This window comes from Variovorax sp. Soil_C_12, from assembly GCF_057657375.1.
In genome coordinates this window covers 38,846-55,708 of record NZ_JBDGIO010000003.1, presented here as the reverse complement: position 1 = coordinate 55,708, position 16,863 = coordinate 38,846, and the positions used below count along the sequence as shown (strand labels likewise).

Genomic DNA, 16,863 nt, shown 5'->3' with positions numbered 1-16,863 from the left:
AGCAGCGACATGGCTTCAGCCGCACTGCAGCTCGCGACGGCGGAACCCGCCCACCCCCGGCTCGACGCGCTGGTCGCCCAGGCGCGCGAGCGGGCGAAGGGCCGGCGGGTGCGCATCGGTCTGGTCCACCCGTGCGATGCGGCGGCGCTCGACGCAGCCGCGCGCATCCGCGGCGAGGAACTCGCGCAGCCGGTGCTGATCGGCCCGCGCGAGGACATCCTGCGGGCCGCCGGCGCGGCCGGCGTCGATGCCGGCGACTTCGAGATCATCGACTGCAGCGACACCGCCGAGCAGAGCGCGCGCCGTGCCGTCGCGATGGCGCGCCAGGGCGTGGTGGGCGCGCTGATGAAAGGCTCCCTGCACACCGACGAGCTGATGTCGGCCGTGGTCGACAAGACCATCGGCCTGCGCGGCGAGACGCGCATCAGCCATCTCTTCCTGTTCGACCTGCCGCGCTATCCCAAGCTGCTGGGGCTGGCCGATTGCGTGGTCAACATCGCGCCCTCGCTGGACGCCAAGCGCGACATCCTGGGCAACGCGATCGCGCTCCTGCGCAAGCTGGACATCGCGCAGCCCAAGGTCGGCATCGTGGCCGCGGTGGAGACGGTGAATCCGGCCATCCCGGCCACCGTCGACGCACAGGCGCTGGTGGCGATGGCACGCGCCGGCGCCTGGCCCGGCGCGCTGGTCGAAGGCCCCTTCGGGTTCGACAACGTGATCTCCGCCCAGGCCGCGCAGATCAAGAAGATGGCGTCGCGCGTGGCCGGCGATGCCGACCTGCTGCTGGTGCCCGACCTCAACGCCGGCAACATGCTCTACAAGAGCTTCACCTACATCGGCGGCGGCGAATGCGCCGGGCTGGTGCTGGGCGCGCGCGTGCCGATCGTGCTGACCTCGCGGGCGGATTCGCTGCCTTCGCGCATCGCCTCGGTGGCGCTGGCAGTACTCGGCGCGCAGGATCCGAGCTAGCGCGGACCGGCCAGGCAGTAATCGATGAAGCCCTGCATCGTGCGCCCCGGCCGCCGCTCCCGATGCAGCACGATCGAGAGCGCGCGCGAGTTCTTCGGCATCGTGGTCTTCAGCTCGACCAGCGAGCCCTCGGCCAGCGCGTCCGCCACTGCGTAGCGCGACATGCAGCCGATGCCCACGCCCGAGGCCACCACCCGCTTGATGGCATGGCTGCTGCCCAGCTCCAGCTCGATGTTGAGCGGCCCGAGGCGACGGCCGAGCCAGTCGTTCGTGGCCTCGCGCGTGCCGGAGCCTTCCTCGCGCAGCACCCAGGCGGCCTCGGCCAGCTCGCGTACGCCCACGATCTTGCCCGCCAAGGGATGGGTGGGAGCGGCCACGATCACCATCTCGTCGCTGAGCCAGCGGCGCACCAGCAGGTCGGGGTGCGTCTGCCGGCCCTCGATGAAGCCGACATCGGCGTCGAAGCCGACCACTGCCGCGATCACGTCGGTGGTGTTGCCGATGATCAGCCGCGCGCGCGCCTGCGGGTTGTGCTGCTTCCAGCGCAGCACGATCTCCGGCAGCAGGTACTCGCCGGTGGTGAAGCTGGCCGCAATGCGCAGCGGCGCCTGCTGGTCGGCAAAGAACATGGCCTGCAGCTCCGAGGCCTGGTCCACCAGCGAGACCGAGCGGGCCAGCAGGGCGCGGCCGTTCTCGTTGAGCACCAGGCGGCGGCCGATGCGGTCGAACAGCTGGGCGCCCAGCGCCGCCTCCAGGTCGGCCAGCGCGGCGCTGGCGGCCGACTGCGAGCGCGCCACGCGGCCGGCCGCGGCGCGCGTCGAGCCCTCGCGTGCAGTCGCCGCGAAGACTTCGAGCTGGCGCAGGGTGAGGCGCAGACGATGATCGATTTTTTCGGTCATGGTGAGCTGAATTACCTGCTTTTTTGTTCAGAGGCACAACCCTATCATGGGTAGCGAACACCCCACGACAACCGGAGGCAGCGCCTTGTTCAACTTCCTTTCGCGCGAACCGCTCCACGATCCGCTGGCTTCGCCGACGCCGACGGCGGACACCGAGGTCAAGACCACCACGTGCTACATGTGCGCCTGCCGCTGCGGCATCCGCGTGCATCTGCGGGACGGCGAGGTGCGCTACATCGACGGCAACCCGAACCACCCGCTGAACCAGGGCGTGATCTGCGCCAAGGGCTCCTCGGGGATCATGAAGCAGATCTCGCCGGCAAGGCTCACGCAGCCGCTCCTGCGCAAGCCCGGCAGCGAGCGCGGGGCAGGGGAGTTCGAGCCCATCAGCTGGGAGCGCGCCTTCGAGCTGCTGACCGAGCGGCTCGCGAAGATCCGCGCCACCGATCCGAAGAAGTTCGCGCTCTTCACCGGCCGCGACCAGATGCAGGCGCTCACGGGCCTGTTCGCGCGCCAGTTCGGCACCCCCAATTACGCGGCGCACGGCGGCTTCTGCTCGGTCAACATGGCCGCCGGCATGATCTACACCGTGGGCGGCAGCTTCTGGGAGTTCGGCGGGCCCGACCTCGATCGCGCCAAGCTGTTCGTGATGATCGGCACCGCCGAGGACCACCACAGCAATCCGATGAAGATCGCTCTCGCCAAGTTCAAGCGCAATGGCGGTCGCTTCATCTCGATCAACCCGGTGCGCACCGGCTACTCGGCGATCGCCGACGAATGGATCCCGATCAAGCCGGGCACCGACGGCGCGCTCTTCATGGCGCTGCTGCACGAGCTGATCGCGAACGAGCTGGTCGACCACGCCTTCCTCAAGCGCTTCACCAACGCGCCGCAGCTGGTGGTGCTGGACGACTGCGACCGCCAGGGCCTGTTCGCCTTCGACCCTGAGCGCGGGCCGCCGGGCGACGGCCGCAACCCGCACAACAAGCTGGTGTGGGACAAGGCCTCGGGCAGCGTGAAGCCGGCCTACCCGGAAGGCATCGCCGAGGGCTGCGACCCGGCCCTCGAAGGCCACTACACCCTGGCCGACGGCACGCGCGTCGCGCCCTCGTTCCAGCTGCTGCGCGAGCGCGTGGCGAGCTGCACGCCCGAGTGGGCCTCGGCCATCACCGGCATCGACCCGATCCGCATCCGCAAGCTGGCGCGCGAGATGGGCGAGACCGCGCTGCAGCAGGCCTTCGAGCTGCCCATCCCGTGGACCGATGCGTGGGGCAAGAAGCACCCGACCACGCAGGCGCGCCCGGTGGCCTTTCACGCGATGCGCGGGTTGGCTGCGCATTCCAACGGCTTCCAGACGGTGCGCGCGCTGGCGGTGCTGATGAGCGTGCTGGGCACCATCGACGCGCCGGGGGGCTTCCGCCACAAGGCGCCGTACCCGCGGCACATCGTGCCCAACTACCGCGCCTTCAATTCACCGGAGATGATTCAGCCGAACACCCCGCTCAACGCGGCGCCGCTGGGCTTTCCGGCCAACCCGGAGGAGCTGGCCATCAACCCCGACGGCTCGCCCATCCGCATCGACCATGCCTTCTCGTGGGAGCATCCGCTCTCGGCCCATGGGCTGATGCACAACGTGATCACCAACGCGGTAAAGGGCGACCCCTACCGCATCGACACGCTGCTGATCTTCATGGCCAACATGGCCTGGAACTCCAGCATGAACACGATGGCGGTGCGCGAGATGCTCAACCGCAAGGACGAGAAGGGCGAGTACATGATCCCCTTCCTGGTGGTCTGCGACGCCTTCCAGAGCGAGACCGTGGCCTTCGCCGACCTGGTGCTGCCCGACACCACCTACCTCGAGCGGCACGACGTGATGAGCATGCTGGACCGGCCGATCTCGGAGTTCGACGGGCCGGTGGATTCGGTGCGCATTCCGGTGGTGCCGCCCACCGGCCAGTGCAAGCCCTTCCAGGAGGTGCTGATCGAGCTGGCCTCGCGCATGAAGTTTCCGGCCTTCACCACGCCGGAAGGCGCTCGCAAGTTTGCCGACTACCCGGACTTCGTCGTCAACTTCCAGCCGCAGCCGGGCATCGGCTTCCTCATGGGATGGCGCGGCAAGGACGGCACCGATCACCTGCGCGGCGAGCCCAATCCGAAGCAGTGGGAGGCCTACGCAGAGAACAACTGCGTGTTCCAGTACCACATGCCCGAGACCATGCACTACATGCGCAACTGGAACCGCGAGTACCTGGACTTCGCCAAGGACAAGGGCTGGCGCCAGAAGAACGACGTGGTGCAGCTCGCGCTGTACTCCGACACGCTGCAGAGCTTCCGCCTCGCGGCCCAGGGCAAGAGCGCCGGCCGCCAGCCGCCGGACGCGCTGCGCGAGCGCATCGACACCTACTTCGATCCGCTGCCCTTCTGGTATCCGCCGCTCGAGGAGGCGGCGACCGAGCTGGAGGCCTATCCGCTCAATGCGATCACGCAGCGGCCGATGGCGATGTACCACTCGTGGGATTCGCAGAACGCGTGGCTGCGGCAGATCCACAGCCACAACTACCTGCATGTGAACCCGCTCACCGCCAAGGCGGCCGGCATTGCCGACGGCGGCTGGTGCTGGGTCGAGAGCCAGTGGGGCCGGGTGCGCTGCATGCTGCGCTACAGCGAGGCGGTCGAGCCCGGCACCGTGTGGACCTGGAACGCCATCGGCAAGGCCGACGGCGCCTGGCAGTTGGCGCCGGGCGCGGACGAGGCGCGCAAGGGCTTCCTGCTCAACCACCTGATCTCGGAGGAGCTGCCTTTCAATGGCAAGCGCATCAGCAACTCCGATCCGGTCACCGGCCAGGCCGGCTGGTACGACGTGCGGGTGCGCATCCGGCCGGCCGAGCCGGACGAGCCGCACGAGAGCTTCCCGCAGATCGCCACCATGCCGGCCGCGCCGGGCGTGCTGGGCAAGGCGGCGAGCGTGCTCACCTATTTCGCGGGAAGGAGCAGGAAATGATGCAGTGGCTGAAGGACTTGTTGGCGTCCACCGGGCAGCCGGTGCGCGAGCCCGCGCTGGAAGTGGCGGGCGGCACTTGTGGCGAGGGCTGCGGCTGCGGATCGGCCGCCACCGCCGCCCGTGAAGCGGAGCTGGAGCCGCCCGTCGCGCAGCGCAGCACCGCACGTCGCAGCGGGCGCGACAGCGTGCGCGCCGAGCCCGGCGAGACCCTGGCCAAGCAGCTCGCGCTGGTGATCGACCTCAACGTCTGCGTCGGCTGCCACGCCTGCGTGACCTCCTGCAAGCAATGGAACACCTCCGGCAGCGCCGGCCCGCTGGCCGACGAGAAGCCCTATGGCGCCGACCCGACCGGCACCTTCTTCAACCGCGTGCAGACCTACGAGGCCGGCGCCTTCCCCGGCACCGAGACCATCCACTTCCCCAAGAGCTGCCTGCATTGCCAGGACCCGCCCTGCGTGCCGGTGTGTCCCACCGGCGCCAGCTACAAGCGCAAGGAAGACGGCATCGTCCTCGTGGACTACGACAAGTGCATCGGCTGCAAGTACTGCGCCTGGGCCTGCCCCTACGGCGCGCGCGAGCTCGACGAGGAGCGCCAGGTCATGACCAAGTGCACGCTGTGCGTGGACCGCATCTATGACGAGAAGCTGCCCAAGGAAGACCGCAAGCCCGCCTGTGTCAAGGCCTGCCCGACCGGCGCGCGCCTGTTCGGCGACGTGAAGGACCCGGAGTCCGAGGTCTCGAAGGCGATCCGCGAGCGCGGCGGCTATTCGCTGATGCCGGAGTGGGAGACCAACCCCGCCAACCAGTACCTGCCCCGGCGCGTCACCAACGAAGCGGGCGGTGCGACCAGGATCCAGCCGAAGCTGGGAGGCCTGTCGTGAACCCGGCGTTCTCCGTCGTCGTCTTCACCACCGTGGCCGGCGCCGCGCAGGGCCTGGTGGTCACGCTGGCCCTTGCGACGCTGGCCGGCATGGCGCTCGCGCCGGGCTTCGTGAGCCTGTCGCTGATCGTGGCCGAGGCGATGCTGCTGGTCGGCCTGGGCGCCTCCTTCGGCCACCTGGGCCGGCCCGAGCGCGCCTGGCGCGCGGTGCTGATGTGGCGCACCTCGTGGCTCTCGCGCGAGGTGATCGTGTTGCCCAGCTTCATCGCGGTGGTCGCGCTCTGGTGGCTGGCGCTTCGCAACGGCATTCATGCGCCATGGCTGCCGCTGGCCGCGATCGCCGTCGCGGCGCTGCTTTGGTACTGCACCGCGATGATCTACGCCTGCCTGCGCTTCATCCAGGAATGGGCGCAGCCGCTGACGCTGGTCAACTTCGCGCTGATCGGGCTGTCCTCGGGGCTGATCCTCGCCAGCGCGCTGGCGGCGCTCGCGGGCGAGCCGGCCTTGCTGCGCGTGAGCGGCCCCTGCGCGCTCGCCGTCACGTTCGCCGCCTGGGGCACGCGCACGCTGTCGCTGCGCCGCAATGCCGCGCTGGTGCCGCGCTCCACCCTGCAGACGGCCACCGGCATCCGTGCGCCCAAGCTGGTGCAGAAGTCCATGGGCATGTCGGCTGGCTCATTCAACACGCGCGAGTTCTTCCATGGCGCGAGCCGTGCGGCGCTGAAGCAGGTGAAGCTGGGCTTCATCGTGCTGGGCTTCGCGCTGCCGGCTTTGCTGCTGCTGTGGGGCATCGCCTCGCAGTCGACGCTCGCCTTCGTGCTGGCGCTGCTGGTGCAGGCGCCGGGGCTGATGGCTGAGCGCTGGTTCTTCTTCGCGCAGGCGCGGCATCCGCAGAATCTGTATTACCAAGTCGTGTCCTGAGGGGCGCAGGCAAGAAAAAGCCGGCACATCGTGCCGGCTTTTTTGCGTCCATCGATATCCACGTATGGAATGCACTACCAAATTTCCAGACTTGGCACAACTACAAACTCTGGTAGTTGTCGGTTGAATAGGTAGCGCCTAGCATCGGCCGCCGCTCCATTCCGGGGTGGTTAAACAGCCGAAGGAAAAAAATGAGGGAGTTGATTTCGAAGGTGATCGCCGCCGCCCTGTTCTTGGTCGCCGGACTTGCCAACGCCGCGATCCTGGCACCGGGGTCGGTGATGTATCCGGGGCAAAGCATCTATTCGGACAATCAGCAGTACGTGCTGATCATGCAGGGCGATGGGAATCTCGTGTATTACCGGGTGGCCGATGGAGCAGTGCGCTGGAATACCGGCACATCTAATCTTCCCGGTGGATTTCTGGTCATGCAGGGCGATGGAAATGCCGTCACCTACTACGACCCGCCGCCCCTTCCGGTACAAAAAAGCGAGCCCGTTTACTACAAGGAGCCGCCTGCGCGTTATGCGACTTGGTATTCCGCGACCTCCGGCAATGCAGGTGCATATTTGAAACCGCAAGACGATGGCAATCTCGTTGTCGTGGCCGCAAACGGGCAAGCCATCTGGGGCATTGGGTCCGATCCAGATCTGAACAAGCCTGAGCCAAAGCAGGCGGGTGATGTGGTGGGGCGCGCTCTCGTAGGCTTCCTTGCTGCGCCTGGGCATGTCGGTTATTTCGACGGCACGAACATTTATCAAGTCATGAACGAGTTCCTCGTCGTTCAGTACGTGACAGTCGATAACTTCAAATCAACTGTGCGAGCGCAGGGGCCAAACGCTTACTGGGGTGCAGGTTACCCGAACATTCCGGATTTTTACGTCAAAGGATGTTTCGAGCAAGATTGCACGAATAAGCCCGGCCAAGTGCTGGCAAGCCGGAGGGACATGAATGCGCGTGCACTCCAGATTTATAGATTGGGTGCTGTTTACACACCGCAAATCGACACTGTTCCGGTGCTTCCGAAATCAGAAACCAGCCCATACCAGAGGGGAAAGTATCGCTGCGATACTTTTGTGAAAGATATCTACAACATCTTCACCGCTGGGGGGCAGGTGGATCGGCGTGGCAACCCAATTCAAATTGCATCTCCGGATTCGCCGTATTCGCGATGGAATTCATTCAGAAAGAGCACCCTGACGGCTGTCATCGTTCCTGCAGTCGTATTTCAGCTATTGAAGAACTTCGGAGGATAAGTCGAATGAAAAAACTCCATTGGACGCTTCTAGGCATGGCCGGTCTCGCGAGTGCCTTCAGCGTCTACTACAACTTTGCGTCCGAGGCGCCAAAGACTGGTCTACCGACGATGCAGGTTGCCACTTCGAGCCCGGCGAGCACTTTTGGCAGTGCCGGCAAACCTTCGAATAGCAGCGCTGCGGAGTATCAGGCCAACGTGGCCGTCGCCGCCTCCAAGATCGACGAACAGAATCCACTGCGCTCCTATAAGCCGACACCAGGTTTAGCGGGGCGCATTGCCTTGGATGAGCTCTACGCGAAAGGCATCCCCGCGACGCCGCTGTCGGCGACGTTGGCCTTGGGATTTTTACGCGATGGCCGATTAAGCGACGACGAAAAAATCGCCATGACGTCTGTACTTTCCGCAATCTATAACCGGGAGAATACATCCGGCGCGAACCAAGACATCGCGCTCGAACTAAAAAGGCTCGCCGCCGACCCGAACAAGCAGATCGCGCACGACGCGGCCCTGTACTATGCCGGTTTGGAGTATTTGCCGGGGACCGAGCACGTGCTCAAGCAGGCCCTCAAGAGTGGCGCCTTGGATATCGATTCTTACTTTCGCGAGTTGGCGCATCTCATCACTAGCGCACCGCCGGACAAGCAAAAGGAATTCATGGCGGAAATTCGGCAGTCGTCCAATCGACTCGCCTCCGACATCTTGGCGGACGCGCTCAACAGTGGAAAGGACTTCAATGCCGCGCCTTTCCTGAAGTCGTCCGAGGACATGGCCGAGCTGCTGCGCGACACAGAGCCCCAGTTCGGTGGGGCGATCGGCCAGTACGGCGGTACGGATGCTCTGCGCTATGAGACGTGGTTACGCGCGAGCGCCACCATCGAGAGCGCGAAGACGGGCCGCAACATGGACGACATCATCGTTGCCAAGCTGAGCGAGCCGGGCACCGATCCGCGCAAGGTCATGGCATACCTCTCGTCGCCGTATGCGATGCAGCTGCTTACAGAGGCCGCGCCGGATTCGCAGGTGCAGAAGCTGGCGGCCATCGCCCGGCGCCAATCCGACCAGAACCCTGGCAACAGAGATATGCGTTTTCTCGCGGAGGAGATCGAGGCGCAAATGAAGAACCCGCCACCTGCCGCGCCCAAGCCCGTTTTCAAGAAGCCCACCGGACCTGCCGTGCCCCCGGTGCAAACACTTGAGGCGCCTCAGTCCGTGCCGAAGTACCCATGAACGGAAGACTCCTGGTCACAGCCGAATGAAAATCTTTTCTTGGCTATTGCTAGGCATAGCTGGTCTCGCGAGTGTCGTTGTTCTCTTGAACGGTACTGCCGAGCATCGGGCCAACGTGGCGGTTGCTGCCCCCAAGATCGACGAACGGAATCCGCTGCGCTCCTATAAGCCGATGCCTGGGATACAGGGGCGCATTGTCCTGGAGGAAATGCACGCGAATGGCATCCCCGCGACGCCCCTGTCGGCCACGTTGGCCCTCGGGCTTTCACGCAGTGGCCGACTGAGCGACGAGGAAAGGATCGCGATGACTTCCATCCTTTTCGCCCTCTACAACCCCAAGAACACATCCGGCGCGAACCATGCCATCGCGCTTGAGTTGAAAAATCTCGCTGCCGATTCGAACCAGCAAGTCGCAGCTTATGCCGCGATGTACTACGCGAGATTGGGCTATCTGCCGGACACCAAGCAGGTCCTCGATCAGGCGCTCCAAAGCGGCGCCTTGCCCACCGATGCCTACTTTCGCGAGATCGCGCACCTTATCCCCAGCGCGCCACCGGCGAAGCAAAAGGAATTCATGGCGGAAGTTCTGAAGTCGTCCAATCGACTCGCCTCCGACATCCTGGCGTCCGGGCTCAACAGTGACCAGGAATCCAGTGCCGCATCTTTCCTGAAGTCCTCCGAGGACATGGCCCAGCTGCTGCGCGCCACGGAGCCCGACTTCGGTCGGGAGGTGGGCCTGTACGGCGGGGCGGATGGCCTTCGCTACTGCACATGGCTGCGCGCGAGCGCCACCATCGAGAGCGCGAAGACGGGCCGCAAGATGGACGACATCATCGTCGCCAAGCTGAGCGAGCCCGGCACCGATCCGCGCAAGCTGCTGGCATACCTCTCGTCATGGGACGCGATGCCGCTCCTCGCGGAGGCTGAGCCGGATTCGCCGGTGCAGAAGCTGGCGGCCATCTCTCGCCGCCATTCTGAGCAGAATCCTGGCAACAGCTATGTGCGCTTTCTCGCGGAGACGATCGAGGGACGAATGAAGAACGCGCCACCGCCCGCTCCCAAGCCCGTGTTCAAGATGCCCACCGGACCTGCCGTGGGCCCGGTGCAAACACCTGATGCACCTCCAACCATGCCGAGGCATCCTTGATGCGAGAGGGCGCCCTCAGGCGCCGCGACCTCGTGCCCTTCGCACGGGCGCCATCGGCAGCCGCCCCATGATGAGCTCCGCCATCGGCGAGGGCGTGCGCCCGCGCAGGGTGACCACCCCCATCTGCGCCGAGAGCGGCGGCAGGCCCGTGACCTTCAAGGCGTGAAGCGTGCCCGCCTCGACTTCCTGCGCCACCGCGGCATGCGGCGCAGCCAGCACCGAGTCGCAGCCCAGCGCGACCTTCTTCAGGATCTCGACATCGTCGCACTCGAGGGCCGGCGAGAGCGCGTCCGGCGATGCCAGGCCCAGGAGGCGTGAGACCGCGGCACGCACGTCGGCGGGCAGCCGCACCGACAGGACGCCGTGCGCCCACACCTGCTGCAACGTGACGCTCCTGTGTATCGTCAGCGGGTGGCCGGCACGCACGTAGAAGTGACCCGGCTCATCGCGCAGGGCGCGTACCTGCAGCACAGGGTCCGCAGGCAGGTCCCGCGTGTCCGCCACGAAGAACTCCACATCCTCTTCGACCAGGCGCTTCAGCAGCAGTTGCCAGTTGCTGATCTCCACGCGCAGCTGGATACCGGGGAACTCCCGCCGCAGCGCGGCCAGCAGCGGTGACAGGAAGGTCGCGGCCGGGAAGGGCCCCACGCCGAACGCGGTGTCGCCCAGGCCGCGGCTGCGATAGAGCTCCACGTCGCGTTGCAGGCAGCGGCTGTCGAACAGCAGCTGCCGTGCCCGCGCCACGATGAACTCGCCGGCAGGCGTTGCCACCACCTCCTGCGTGCCGCGGTCGAAGAGCTGCAGGCCCAGCTCCGCTTCCGCCGCCTGGATGCTGCGCGTCAGCGCCGGTTGGCTGAGATGCACCTGCTCCGCGGCGCGGATGAAGCTTCGACGGTCGGCGACCGCGACGATGTGGGCCCAGCGCTTGAGATCCATGGGGAGGCTCCTTGCCCGGCGATTGCAGCCAGTGCATTGATTCTGGCGTCAATATGCATTGGACTCAATCGTGGCCGGCCGGAACAATCGCGCCGGACACCACAAGAACACAGACAGACAGCCCCGGCGTTCGGACGCAGGACCCGGGCCCCACGATCGACCCCCAGGAGACAACTGGTGAACCTCATCCAGAACATCGTGCTCGTCACGATCATTCTTTTCTTCGCCCTGCTGGAGATCCGCTCCCGCAAGCACGAGCACTTCCACGCCACCGCCGACGACACCCGGCTGGAGCTGTTCATGTTCCTCTCGCTGCTCGCGGTGTCGCAGCCCTTCATCTTCGGGGTGACGGGCAAGCTGTCCGCGCTGGCGATGCCCGGGCAGCGCGACGCATGGGCGCATCTGCCCTGGTGGGCGATGGGCGCGATCCTGCTGGTCGCCGACGACATGACGCAGTACTGGTGGCACCGCATCTCGCACACGCCGCTGCTGTGGCCGCTGCATCGCGCGCATCACACGGCGCACTACATGAGCATCCGCATCACCTACCGCAACAACTTCTTCTACTACCTGATGATGCCGGGCCTGTGGGCCTCCGGCGTGCTGATCTACCTGGGCTTCGGCAACGCCTATCTGGTCTACATCGTGATCAAGCTCACCGTGATCCTGGGCGCGCACTGCGCGGTGCCTTGGGATGCGCCGCTGTACCGCGCGAAGTGGCTGCATCCGCTGGCGTGGGTGCTCGAGCGGACGGTGTCGACGCCGGCCACCCACTGGGCGCATCACGCGCTCACCAACGAAGACGGCATCGGCCACTACAAGGGCAACTTCGGCAACCTGCTCTTCGTGTGGGACCTGATCTTCGGCACCGCCAAGATCACTCGCCGCTACCCGGCCAAGGTCGGCCTGCAGGACGACCTGGCCTTCGGCAAGGAGCGCTGGTTCGTGGAGATGTTCTACCCGCTCATCCATTCGCGGCGCGCGCATTCGGCGCTGGTGCCCGGCGGGCGGGCTTATGCCGAGGCCGACGCCAACACCGCACAGCAAGCGCAAGCCGCCGGGAGCAAGCCATGAACGCCGTCCTGAAGACGACCCCCGATCCGTCGCTCGACGGCATGCACGAGGCCTTCGCCCGCCAGCAGGCCGCGTTCGCCGCCGACATGAATCCCTCGCGTGCAATCCGCCTGGAGCGCCTCGACCGGCTGTTCGCGATGACCGAGCGCATCGCGCCGGCCCTCGAGGCGGCCGTCTGCGCCGACTTCGGTCACCGCTCCGCGCATGTGACCCGCCTGGCCGACGTGATGATGGTGGTGGCGGCCATCAAGCATGCGCGGCGGCGCCTGAAGTCGTGGATGAAGGTGCGGCGCGCGCCCACCGCGCTGGCCTTCCGGCCCGGATCGAACCGCATCATGCCGCAGCCCATCGGCGTGGTCGGGGTGGTCAGCCCCTGGAACTATCCGTACCAGCTGGCGATGGGGCCGGCGATCGCGGCGATCGGCGCCGGCAACCGCGTCATGATCAAGCCGTCCGAGCTGACCCCGCGCGTGGCCGAGCTCATGCGCCAGGCCGTCGCCGAAAGCTTCGCCCCCGAGGAACTGACCGTCGTCACCGGCGGCGCCGAGATCGGCACGGCCTTCGTGGCCATGCCCTTCGACCACCTGCTGTTCACCGGGTCCACGGCCGTGGGGCGGCAGGTGGCGCTGGCCGCGGCGGCCAACCTCACGCCCGTCACCCTGGAGCTGGGCGGCAAGTCGCCGGCCATCCTCAGCCCGCAGGTCGACATGGCGCAGGCCGCGTCGCGGCTCGTGATGGGCAAGCTGTTCAATGCCGGCCAGACCTGCATCGCGCCGGACTATGTGGCGGTCCAGCGCCACGCCGTCGATGCCTTCGTCCACGCGATGCGCCGCGAGGTCGAGCGCCAGTACCCGGCGATCGACGCCAACCCGGACTACACCGCCATCGTGAGCGACCGCCATGTCGAACGGTTGCAGGGTCTGCTGGACGACGCGCGCCAGCGCGGCGCGCGGGTCGTGCCGCTTCATCCGGAAGGACTGGGCACGGCAAGCGGCACGCGCAAGCTCGGCCCCGCGCTCGTCCTGAACGTGACGGACGACATGAAGATCATGCAGGAGGAGATCTTCGGCCCGCTGCTGCCCGTGATGGCCTACGACACCATCGAGGACGTGATCTCGTACGTCAACCGGCACGAGCGTCCGTTGGCGCTCTACTGGTTCGGCACCTACCGCGCGGACCGCGACAAGGTGCTCGCCCGAACCATTTCAGGCGGCGTGACCCTCAACGACTGCATGTGGCACTTCGGCCAGGAGGAACTGCCCTTCGGCGGCATCGGCGCGAGCGGCATGGGGGCCTACCACGGCGAGCACGGCTTTCGCACCTTCAGCAAACACAAGCCCGTGTTCCACCAGGCGGCGCTTTCCGGCACCCGGCTGCTGCAGCCGCCCTATGGCCGCACCTTCGACATCATGAGCCGGGTGCTGCGGATCATCACGTGAGCTGACATACTGGCACGCCCATTGAGGAGACGCGTCCATGCCCACCGAAATCCCCCGCACGGCCCTGCAGCTGCGCTCGCTGATCAAGCGCAGCGGCGAACTCGAGCTCTCGCTCGTCGAGGAGCCGATCCCCGAGCCCAAGCCCGACGAAGTGATCGTGCGCGTCGAGGCCGCGCCGATGAACCCCTCCGACCTCGGCCTGCTCTTCGGCGCGGCCGACATGAAGGCCGCCAGGGCGAGCGGCACGCCCGAGCGCCCGGTCATCACCGCCCCCGTGCCCGAAGGCGTGATGAAGGCCATGGCCGGCCGGCTCGACCAGTCCATGCCGGTCGGCAACGAAGGCGCCGGCGTGGTGGTCGCAGCCGGTGCCTCGCCCGCGGCGCAGGCGCTGCTGGGCAAGACGGTCGCGGCGATCGGCGGCGCGATGTACACGCAGTACCGCTGCCTCCCCGCCGCCCAGTGCATGCTGCTGCCCGAGGGCACGACGCCCGCCGAGGGCGCCTCGGCCTTCGTCAATCCGCTCACCGCACTCGGCATGGTCGAGACCATGAAGCGCGAAGGCCACAAGGCGCTGGTGCACACGGCCGCGGCCTCCAACCTCGGGCAGATGCTCAACCGGATCTGCATCGCGGACGGAATCGAGCTCGTCAACATCGTGCGCAGAAAGGAGCAGGCGGACATCCTGCGCGCGATCGGTGCGAAGCATGTGTGCGACGCCAGCGCACCCACTTTCATGGAGGACCTGACCGAGGCGCTGGTCGCCACCGGCGCCACGCTGGCCTTCGACGCCATCGGCGGCGGCAAGCTGGCCGGGCAGATCCTGAACTGCATGGAAGCGGCGATCAGCAGGACCGCCACCGAGTACAGCCGCTACGGCTCGATGACGCACAAGCAGGTCTACATCTACGGTGGCCTGGACCGCGGCCCGACCGAGTTCACGCGCGGCTTCGGCATGACCTGGGGCATGGGCGGGTGGCTGCTCTTTCCCTTCCTGCAGAAGATCGGGCCGGAGGGGGCGGCGAAGCTCAAGGCGCGCGTGGCGGCGGAGCTCAAGACCACCTTTGCCAGCCGCTACACCAAGGAGGTGTCGCTGCGCGAGGCCCTGAAGCTGGAGGAGATCGCGGTCTACGCCAAGCAGGCGACCGGGGAGAAGTACCTGCTCAACCCCAACCGGACGTAGAGCCAGTCTTGGTCTAGGGTCTAGGCGTCCGGCACGTACATGTAACCCGCGTTGCGCACCGTCCTGATGCAGCGCGGCTCGCCCGCCGGGTCGGGTTCGACCTTGCGTCGCAGCCGCCCGATGCGGATGTCGATGGAGCGGTCGAAGGGCTCCCACTCGCGGTTGCGGGTGTGCACCAGCAGCTGGTCGCGCGAGAGCACGCGGTTCGGGTTGGCCAGGAACACCCGCAGCAGCTCGAACTCCATCGCGGTCAGCATGACTTCCGCGCCGCCGGTCTCGAACAGGCGGCGCGCCTCCAGGTCCACCTCGCAGCGCCCGAAGCGCTGGCGCGCGCCCACAAGTGGTGCAGGCGCGGAGGCCGGCGGCTCGGGCGCGCCCGTGCGCGCGCGGGTGCGGCGCAGCACGCTCTTCAGGCGCGCCAGCAGCTCGCGCGGGTCGAAGGGCTTGGCGATGTAGTCGTCGGCGCCGATCTCCAGGCCGACCACCCGGTCGATCACGTCGCCCGAGGCCGTCACCATGATGATCGCCACGTCGTGATGCTCGCGCAGGTACTTGGCCAGGCTCAGGCCGTCCTCGCCGGGCAGCCGGATGTCGAGCAGCACCAGGTGCGGCGGCTCGCGCTCGAGGCAATCGCGCATCTGCGGGCCGCTGGAGGCCTCGCTCATCGCGAAGCCATGCCCGCCGAGGTACTCGCGCAGCATGGCGCGCACCGAGGCGTCGTCGTCGACGATGAGCACGCGGGTGGGCTCGTCCATGCGCGGCATTCTGCGCGACACCCGGGCGCTACACAACTGCAACACGGGCGGTGACAGCTGAAGTGCCCCGGTTACCAGCGGCTTCCAGACTGCCGGCCAGGGTCAGGCTTTGGCCCTGTATCTATATCCAACCTGAGGAACCGAGCCATGAACAGCACCAGCACCGAGCGTTATGCCAGGGTCATCGAAGTCTCCAAGCGGGTGCGCTGGGAGATCGATCGCGACATCATCCGCGGCCGCGGATTCGACTACGGCCGCCGCTTCCTGCCCGACGGGCTGTCGCTCGCGGACGAGCTGCCCTTCCTGAGCGGCGAGGAGCAGCGCCTGCTCAGCCAGGTCCAGGGGCGCAGCTACGCCTTCATGTTCGGTCTGGTCGAACGCTTCATCGCCGCGAAGGTGATGGAGCTGGGCCGCGCGCAGGCCCTGGGCGACCAGGTCGCCATGGAGGCGCTGGTGCGCATGACCGACGAGGAGCTCAAGCACCAGAAGCTGTTCCGCCGGCTGGAGTCGATGATGGAGCAGGAGATGCCGGCCGGCTACGTGATGAGCGCCGATCCCGATGCCATCGCGCAGGCGGTGCTCGGCAGCGGCAACTGGGCCGTGCTGGCGCTGACGCTCTACATCGAGCTTTTCTCGCAGGCCCACTACCGCGCCAGCATTGCGCCAGACGAGCACATCTGCCCGCTGTGGAAGGACGTCTTCCTGTACCACTGGCGCGAGGAGTCGCAGCACGCGATCCTCGACGAGATGGAATTCCTCAAGGAGGACGCCCGCCTCGACGCCGCCGGGCGCGACGCCGCGGTCGGCGAGCTGATCGCGCTGATCGGCGCGGTCGACGGCACCGTGCAGGCGCAGGCCGCCGCCGATGCGAGCTATTTCTGCACGATCACCGGACAGTCCGGGCATGCCGAGCGCGCCGCGGCCATCCATGCGCTGGTGCTGAAGGCCTACCGCTGGCAGTACATCGTCTCCGGCCTGCTGGAGCCGCGCTTCAACAAGATCCTGTTCTCCTGCCTGGATGCGGCGCAGGCCACCCGCATTCGCAACGCCACCGCGCCGCTCGGCTATGCGATGCCGAAGCAGCCTGGGGTCGCCGAAGCAATGGCGGCCTGAGCCTGGCGCCTCCGAAAATTCAGGAGCGCATTGAGTTCAAAGCGGTGATGCAGGCCTGCGC

The 16,863-nt window shown here is 66.8% G+C and carries 14 protein-coding genes; 11 read left to right on the top strand and 3 right to left on the bottom strand.

All coding sequences use genetic code 11. The features are described from left to right. Window positions 1–9: 9 nt before the first annotated feature. Complete coding sequence (locus tag AC3A6X_RS08920) at window positions 10–969, top strand: bifunctional enoyl-CoA hydratase/phosphate acetyltransferase (protein WP_487841864.1); 960 nt, start codon at window positions 10–12, stop codon at window positions 967–969. Here AC3A6X_RS08920 and AC3A6X_RS08915 read toward each other — a convergent pair. Next, window positions 966–1,868, bottom strand: a complete 903-nt coding sequence (locus tag AC3A6X_RS08915) for a LysR family transcriptional regulator (protein WP_487841863.1) — start codon at window positions 1,866–1,868, stop codon at window positions 966–968. The two genes, AC3A6X_RS08920 and AC3A6X_RS08915, sit on opposite strands and share 4 nt — an antisense overlap. A gap of 85 nt (window positions 1,869–1,953) precedes the next feature. On the opposite strand from AC3A6X_RS08915, the gene AC3A6X_RS08910 reads away from it, so the two are divergent. The 6 genes from AC3A6X_RS08910 (at window position 1,954) to AC3A6X_RS08885 (ending at window position 10,305) form a co-directional block, all read left to right on the top strand. Beyond that, entirely contained in the window at window positions 1,954–4,872 is a 2,919-nt protein-coding gene (locus tag AC3A6X_RS08910) for a molybdopterin oxidoreductase family protein (protein WP_487841862.1), read from the top strand. Further along, window positions 4,869–5,753 carry a 4Fe-4S dicluster domain-containing protein gene (locus AC3A6X_RS08905; protein ID WP_487841861.1) on the top strand — a complete coding sequence of 295 codons (885 nt, stop codon included), beginning with the start codon at window positions 4,869–4,871 and terminating at the stop codon, window positions 5,751–5,753. Before AC3A6X_RS08910 ends, AC3A6X_RS08905 begins: the two co-directional genes overlap by 4 nt. Continuing rightward, complete coding sequence (locus tag AC3A6X_RS08900; protein WP_487841860.1) at window positions 5,750–6,673, top strand: dimethyl sulfoxide reductase anchor subunit family protein; 924 nt, start codon at window positions 5,750–5,752, stop codon at window positions 6,671–6,673. Before AC3A6X_RS08905 ends, AC3A6X_RS08900 begins: the two co-directional genes overlap by 4 nt. Window positions 6,674–6,864: 191 nt before the next feature. Next, the gene (locus AC3A6X_RS08895; protein ID WP_487841859.1) at window positions 6,865–7,929 is read left to right on the top strand and encodes a hypothetical protein; all 1,065 of its coding nucleotides are present in this window, start codon (window positions 6,865–6,867) and stop codon (window positions 7,927–7,929) included. Window positions 7,930–7,934: 5 nt separating this feature from the next. After that, window positions 7,935–9,158: a hypothetical protein gene (locus tag AC3A6X_RS08890; RefSeq protein ID WP_487841858.1), complete on the top strand. Its 1,224-nt coding sequence runs from the start codon at window positions 7,935–7,937 to the stop codon at window positions 9,156–9,158. 25 nt (window positions 9,159–9,183) lie between these two features. Next, a complete protein-coding gene (locus tag AC3A6X_RS08885) occupies window positions 9,184–10,305 on the top strand; it encodes a hypothetical protein (RefSeq protein ID WP_487841857.1) in 1,122 nt (373 codons plus the stop codon). 15 nt (window positions 10,306–10,320) lie between these two features. Here the strand turns inward: AC3A6X_RS08885 and AC3A6X_RS08880 are convergent, their stop codons facing one another. Beyond that, window positions 10,321–11,241, bottom strand: coding sequence for a LysR family transcriptional regulator (locus AC3A6X_RS08880; protein WP_487841856.1), 921 nt, complete (start codon window positions 11,239–11,241; stop codon window positions 10,321–10,323). Between the two features lie 174 nt (window positions 11,242–11,415). Between AC3A6X_RS08880 and AC3A6X_RS08875 the strand changes: the two genes are divergently transcribed. Genes AC3A6X_RS08875 through AC3A6X_RS08865 form a run of 3 tightly spaced genes read left to right on the top strand, consistent with a single transcriptional unit; the run spans window position 11,416 to window position 14,934 of the window. Beyond that, window positions 11,416–12,315, top strand: coding sequence for a sterol desaturase family protein (locus AC3A6X_RS08875; RefSeq protein WP_487842416.1), 900 nt, complete (start codon window positions 11,416–11,418; stop codon window positions 12,313–12,315). Next, window positions 12,312–13,754 carry a coniferyl aldehyde dehydrogenase gene (locus tag AC3A6X_RS08870; RefSeq protein ID WP_487841855.1) on the top strand — a complete coding sequence of 481 codons (1,443 nt, stop codon included), beginning with the start codon at window positions 12,312–12,314 and terminating at the stop codon, window positions 13,752–13,754. The genes AC3A6X_RS08875 and AC3A6X_RS08870 overlap by 4 nt, the downstream gene beginning before the upstream one ends. 37 nt (window positions 13,755–13,791) lie before the next feature. Then, window positions 13,792–14,934: a zinc-binding dehydrogenase gene (locus AC3A6X_RS08865; RefSeq protein WP_487841854.1), complete on the top strand. Its 1,143-nt coding sequence runs from the start codon at window positions 13,792–13,794 to the stop codon at window positions 14,932–14,934. Window positions 14,935–14,954: 20 nt separating this feature from the next. On the opposite strand, the gene AC3A6X_RS08860 is transcribed toward AC3A6X_RS08865, so the two are convergent. After that, window positions 14,955–15,689, bottom strand: coding sequence for a response regulator (locus AC3A6X_RS08860; protein ID WP_487841853.1), 735 nt, complete (start codon window positions 15,687–15,689; stop codon window positions 14,955–14,957). A 147-nt stretch (window positions 15,690–15,836) separates the two neighbouring features. Between AC3A6X_RS08860 and AC3A6X_RS08855 the strand changes: the two genes are divergently transcribed. Then, complete coding sequence (locus AC3A6X_RS08855) at window positions 15,837–16,802, top strand: hypothetical protein (protein ID WP_487841852.1); 966 nt, start codon at window positions 15,837–15,839, stop codon at window positions 16,800–16,802. Window positions 16,803–16,863 lie beyond the last annotated feature (61 nt).

Bases quoted from the DNA above. Each gene is read 5' to 3' on its own strand.
- AC3A6X_RS08920 (WP_487841864.1), top strand. From the start codon at position 10: ATGGCTTCAGCCGCACTGCAGCTCGCGACGGCGGAACCCGCCCACCCC.
- AC3A6X_RS08915 (WP_487841863.1), bottom strand. From the start codon at position 1,868: ATGACCGAAAAAATCGATCATCGTCTGCGCCTCACCCTGCGCCAGCTC.
- AC3A6X_RS08905 (WP_487841861.1), top strand. From the start codon at position 4,869: ATGATGCAGTGGCTGAAGGACTTGTTGGCGTCCACCGGGCAGCCGGTG.
- AC3A6X_RS08895 (WP_487841859.1), top strand. From the start codon at position 6,865: ATGAGGGAGTTGATTTCGAAGGTGATCGCCGCCGCCCTGTTCTTGGTC.
- AC3A6X_RS08890 (WP_487841858.1), top strand. From the start codon at position 7,935: ATGAAAAAACTCCATTGGACGCTTCTAGGCATGGCCGGTCTCGCGAGT.
- AC3A6X_RS08885 (WP_487841857.1), top strand. From the start codon at position 9,184: ATGAAAATCTTTTCTTGGCTATTGCTAGGCATAGCTGGTCTCGCGAGT.
- AC3A6X_RS08880 (WP_487841856.1), bottom strand. From the start codon at position 11,241: ATGGATCTCAAGCGCTGGGCCCACATCGTCGCGGTCGCCGACCGTCGA.
- AC3A6X_RS08870 (WP_487841855.1), top strand. From the start codon at position 12,312: ATGAACGCCGTCCTGAAGACGACCCCCGATCCGTCGCTCGACGGCATG.
- AC3A6X_RS08865 (WP_487841854.1), top strand. From the start codon at position 13,792: ATGCCCACCGAAATCCCCCGCACGGCCCTGCAGCTGCGCTCGCTGATC.
- AC3A6X_RS08860 (WP_487841853.1), bottom strand. From the start codon at position 15,689: ATGGACGAGCCCACCCGCGTGCTCATCGTCGACGACGACGCCTCGGTG.
- AC3A6X_RS08855 (WP_487841852.1), top strand. From the start codon at position 15,837: ATGAACAGCACCAGCACCGAGCGTTATGCCAGGGTCATCGAAGTCTCC.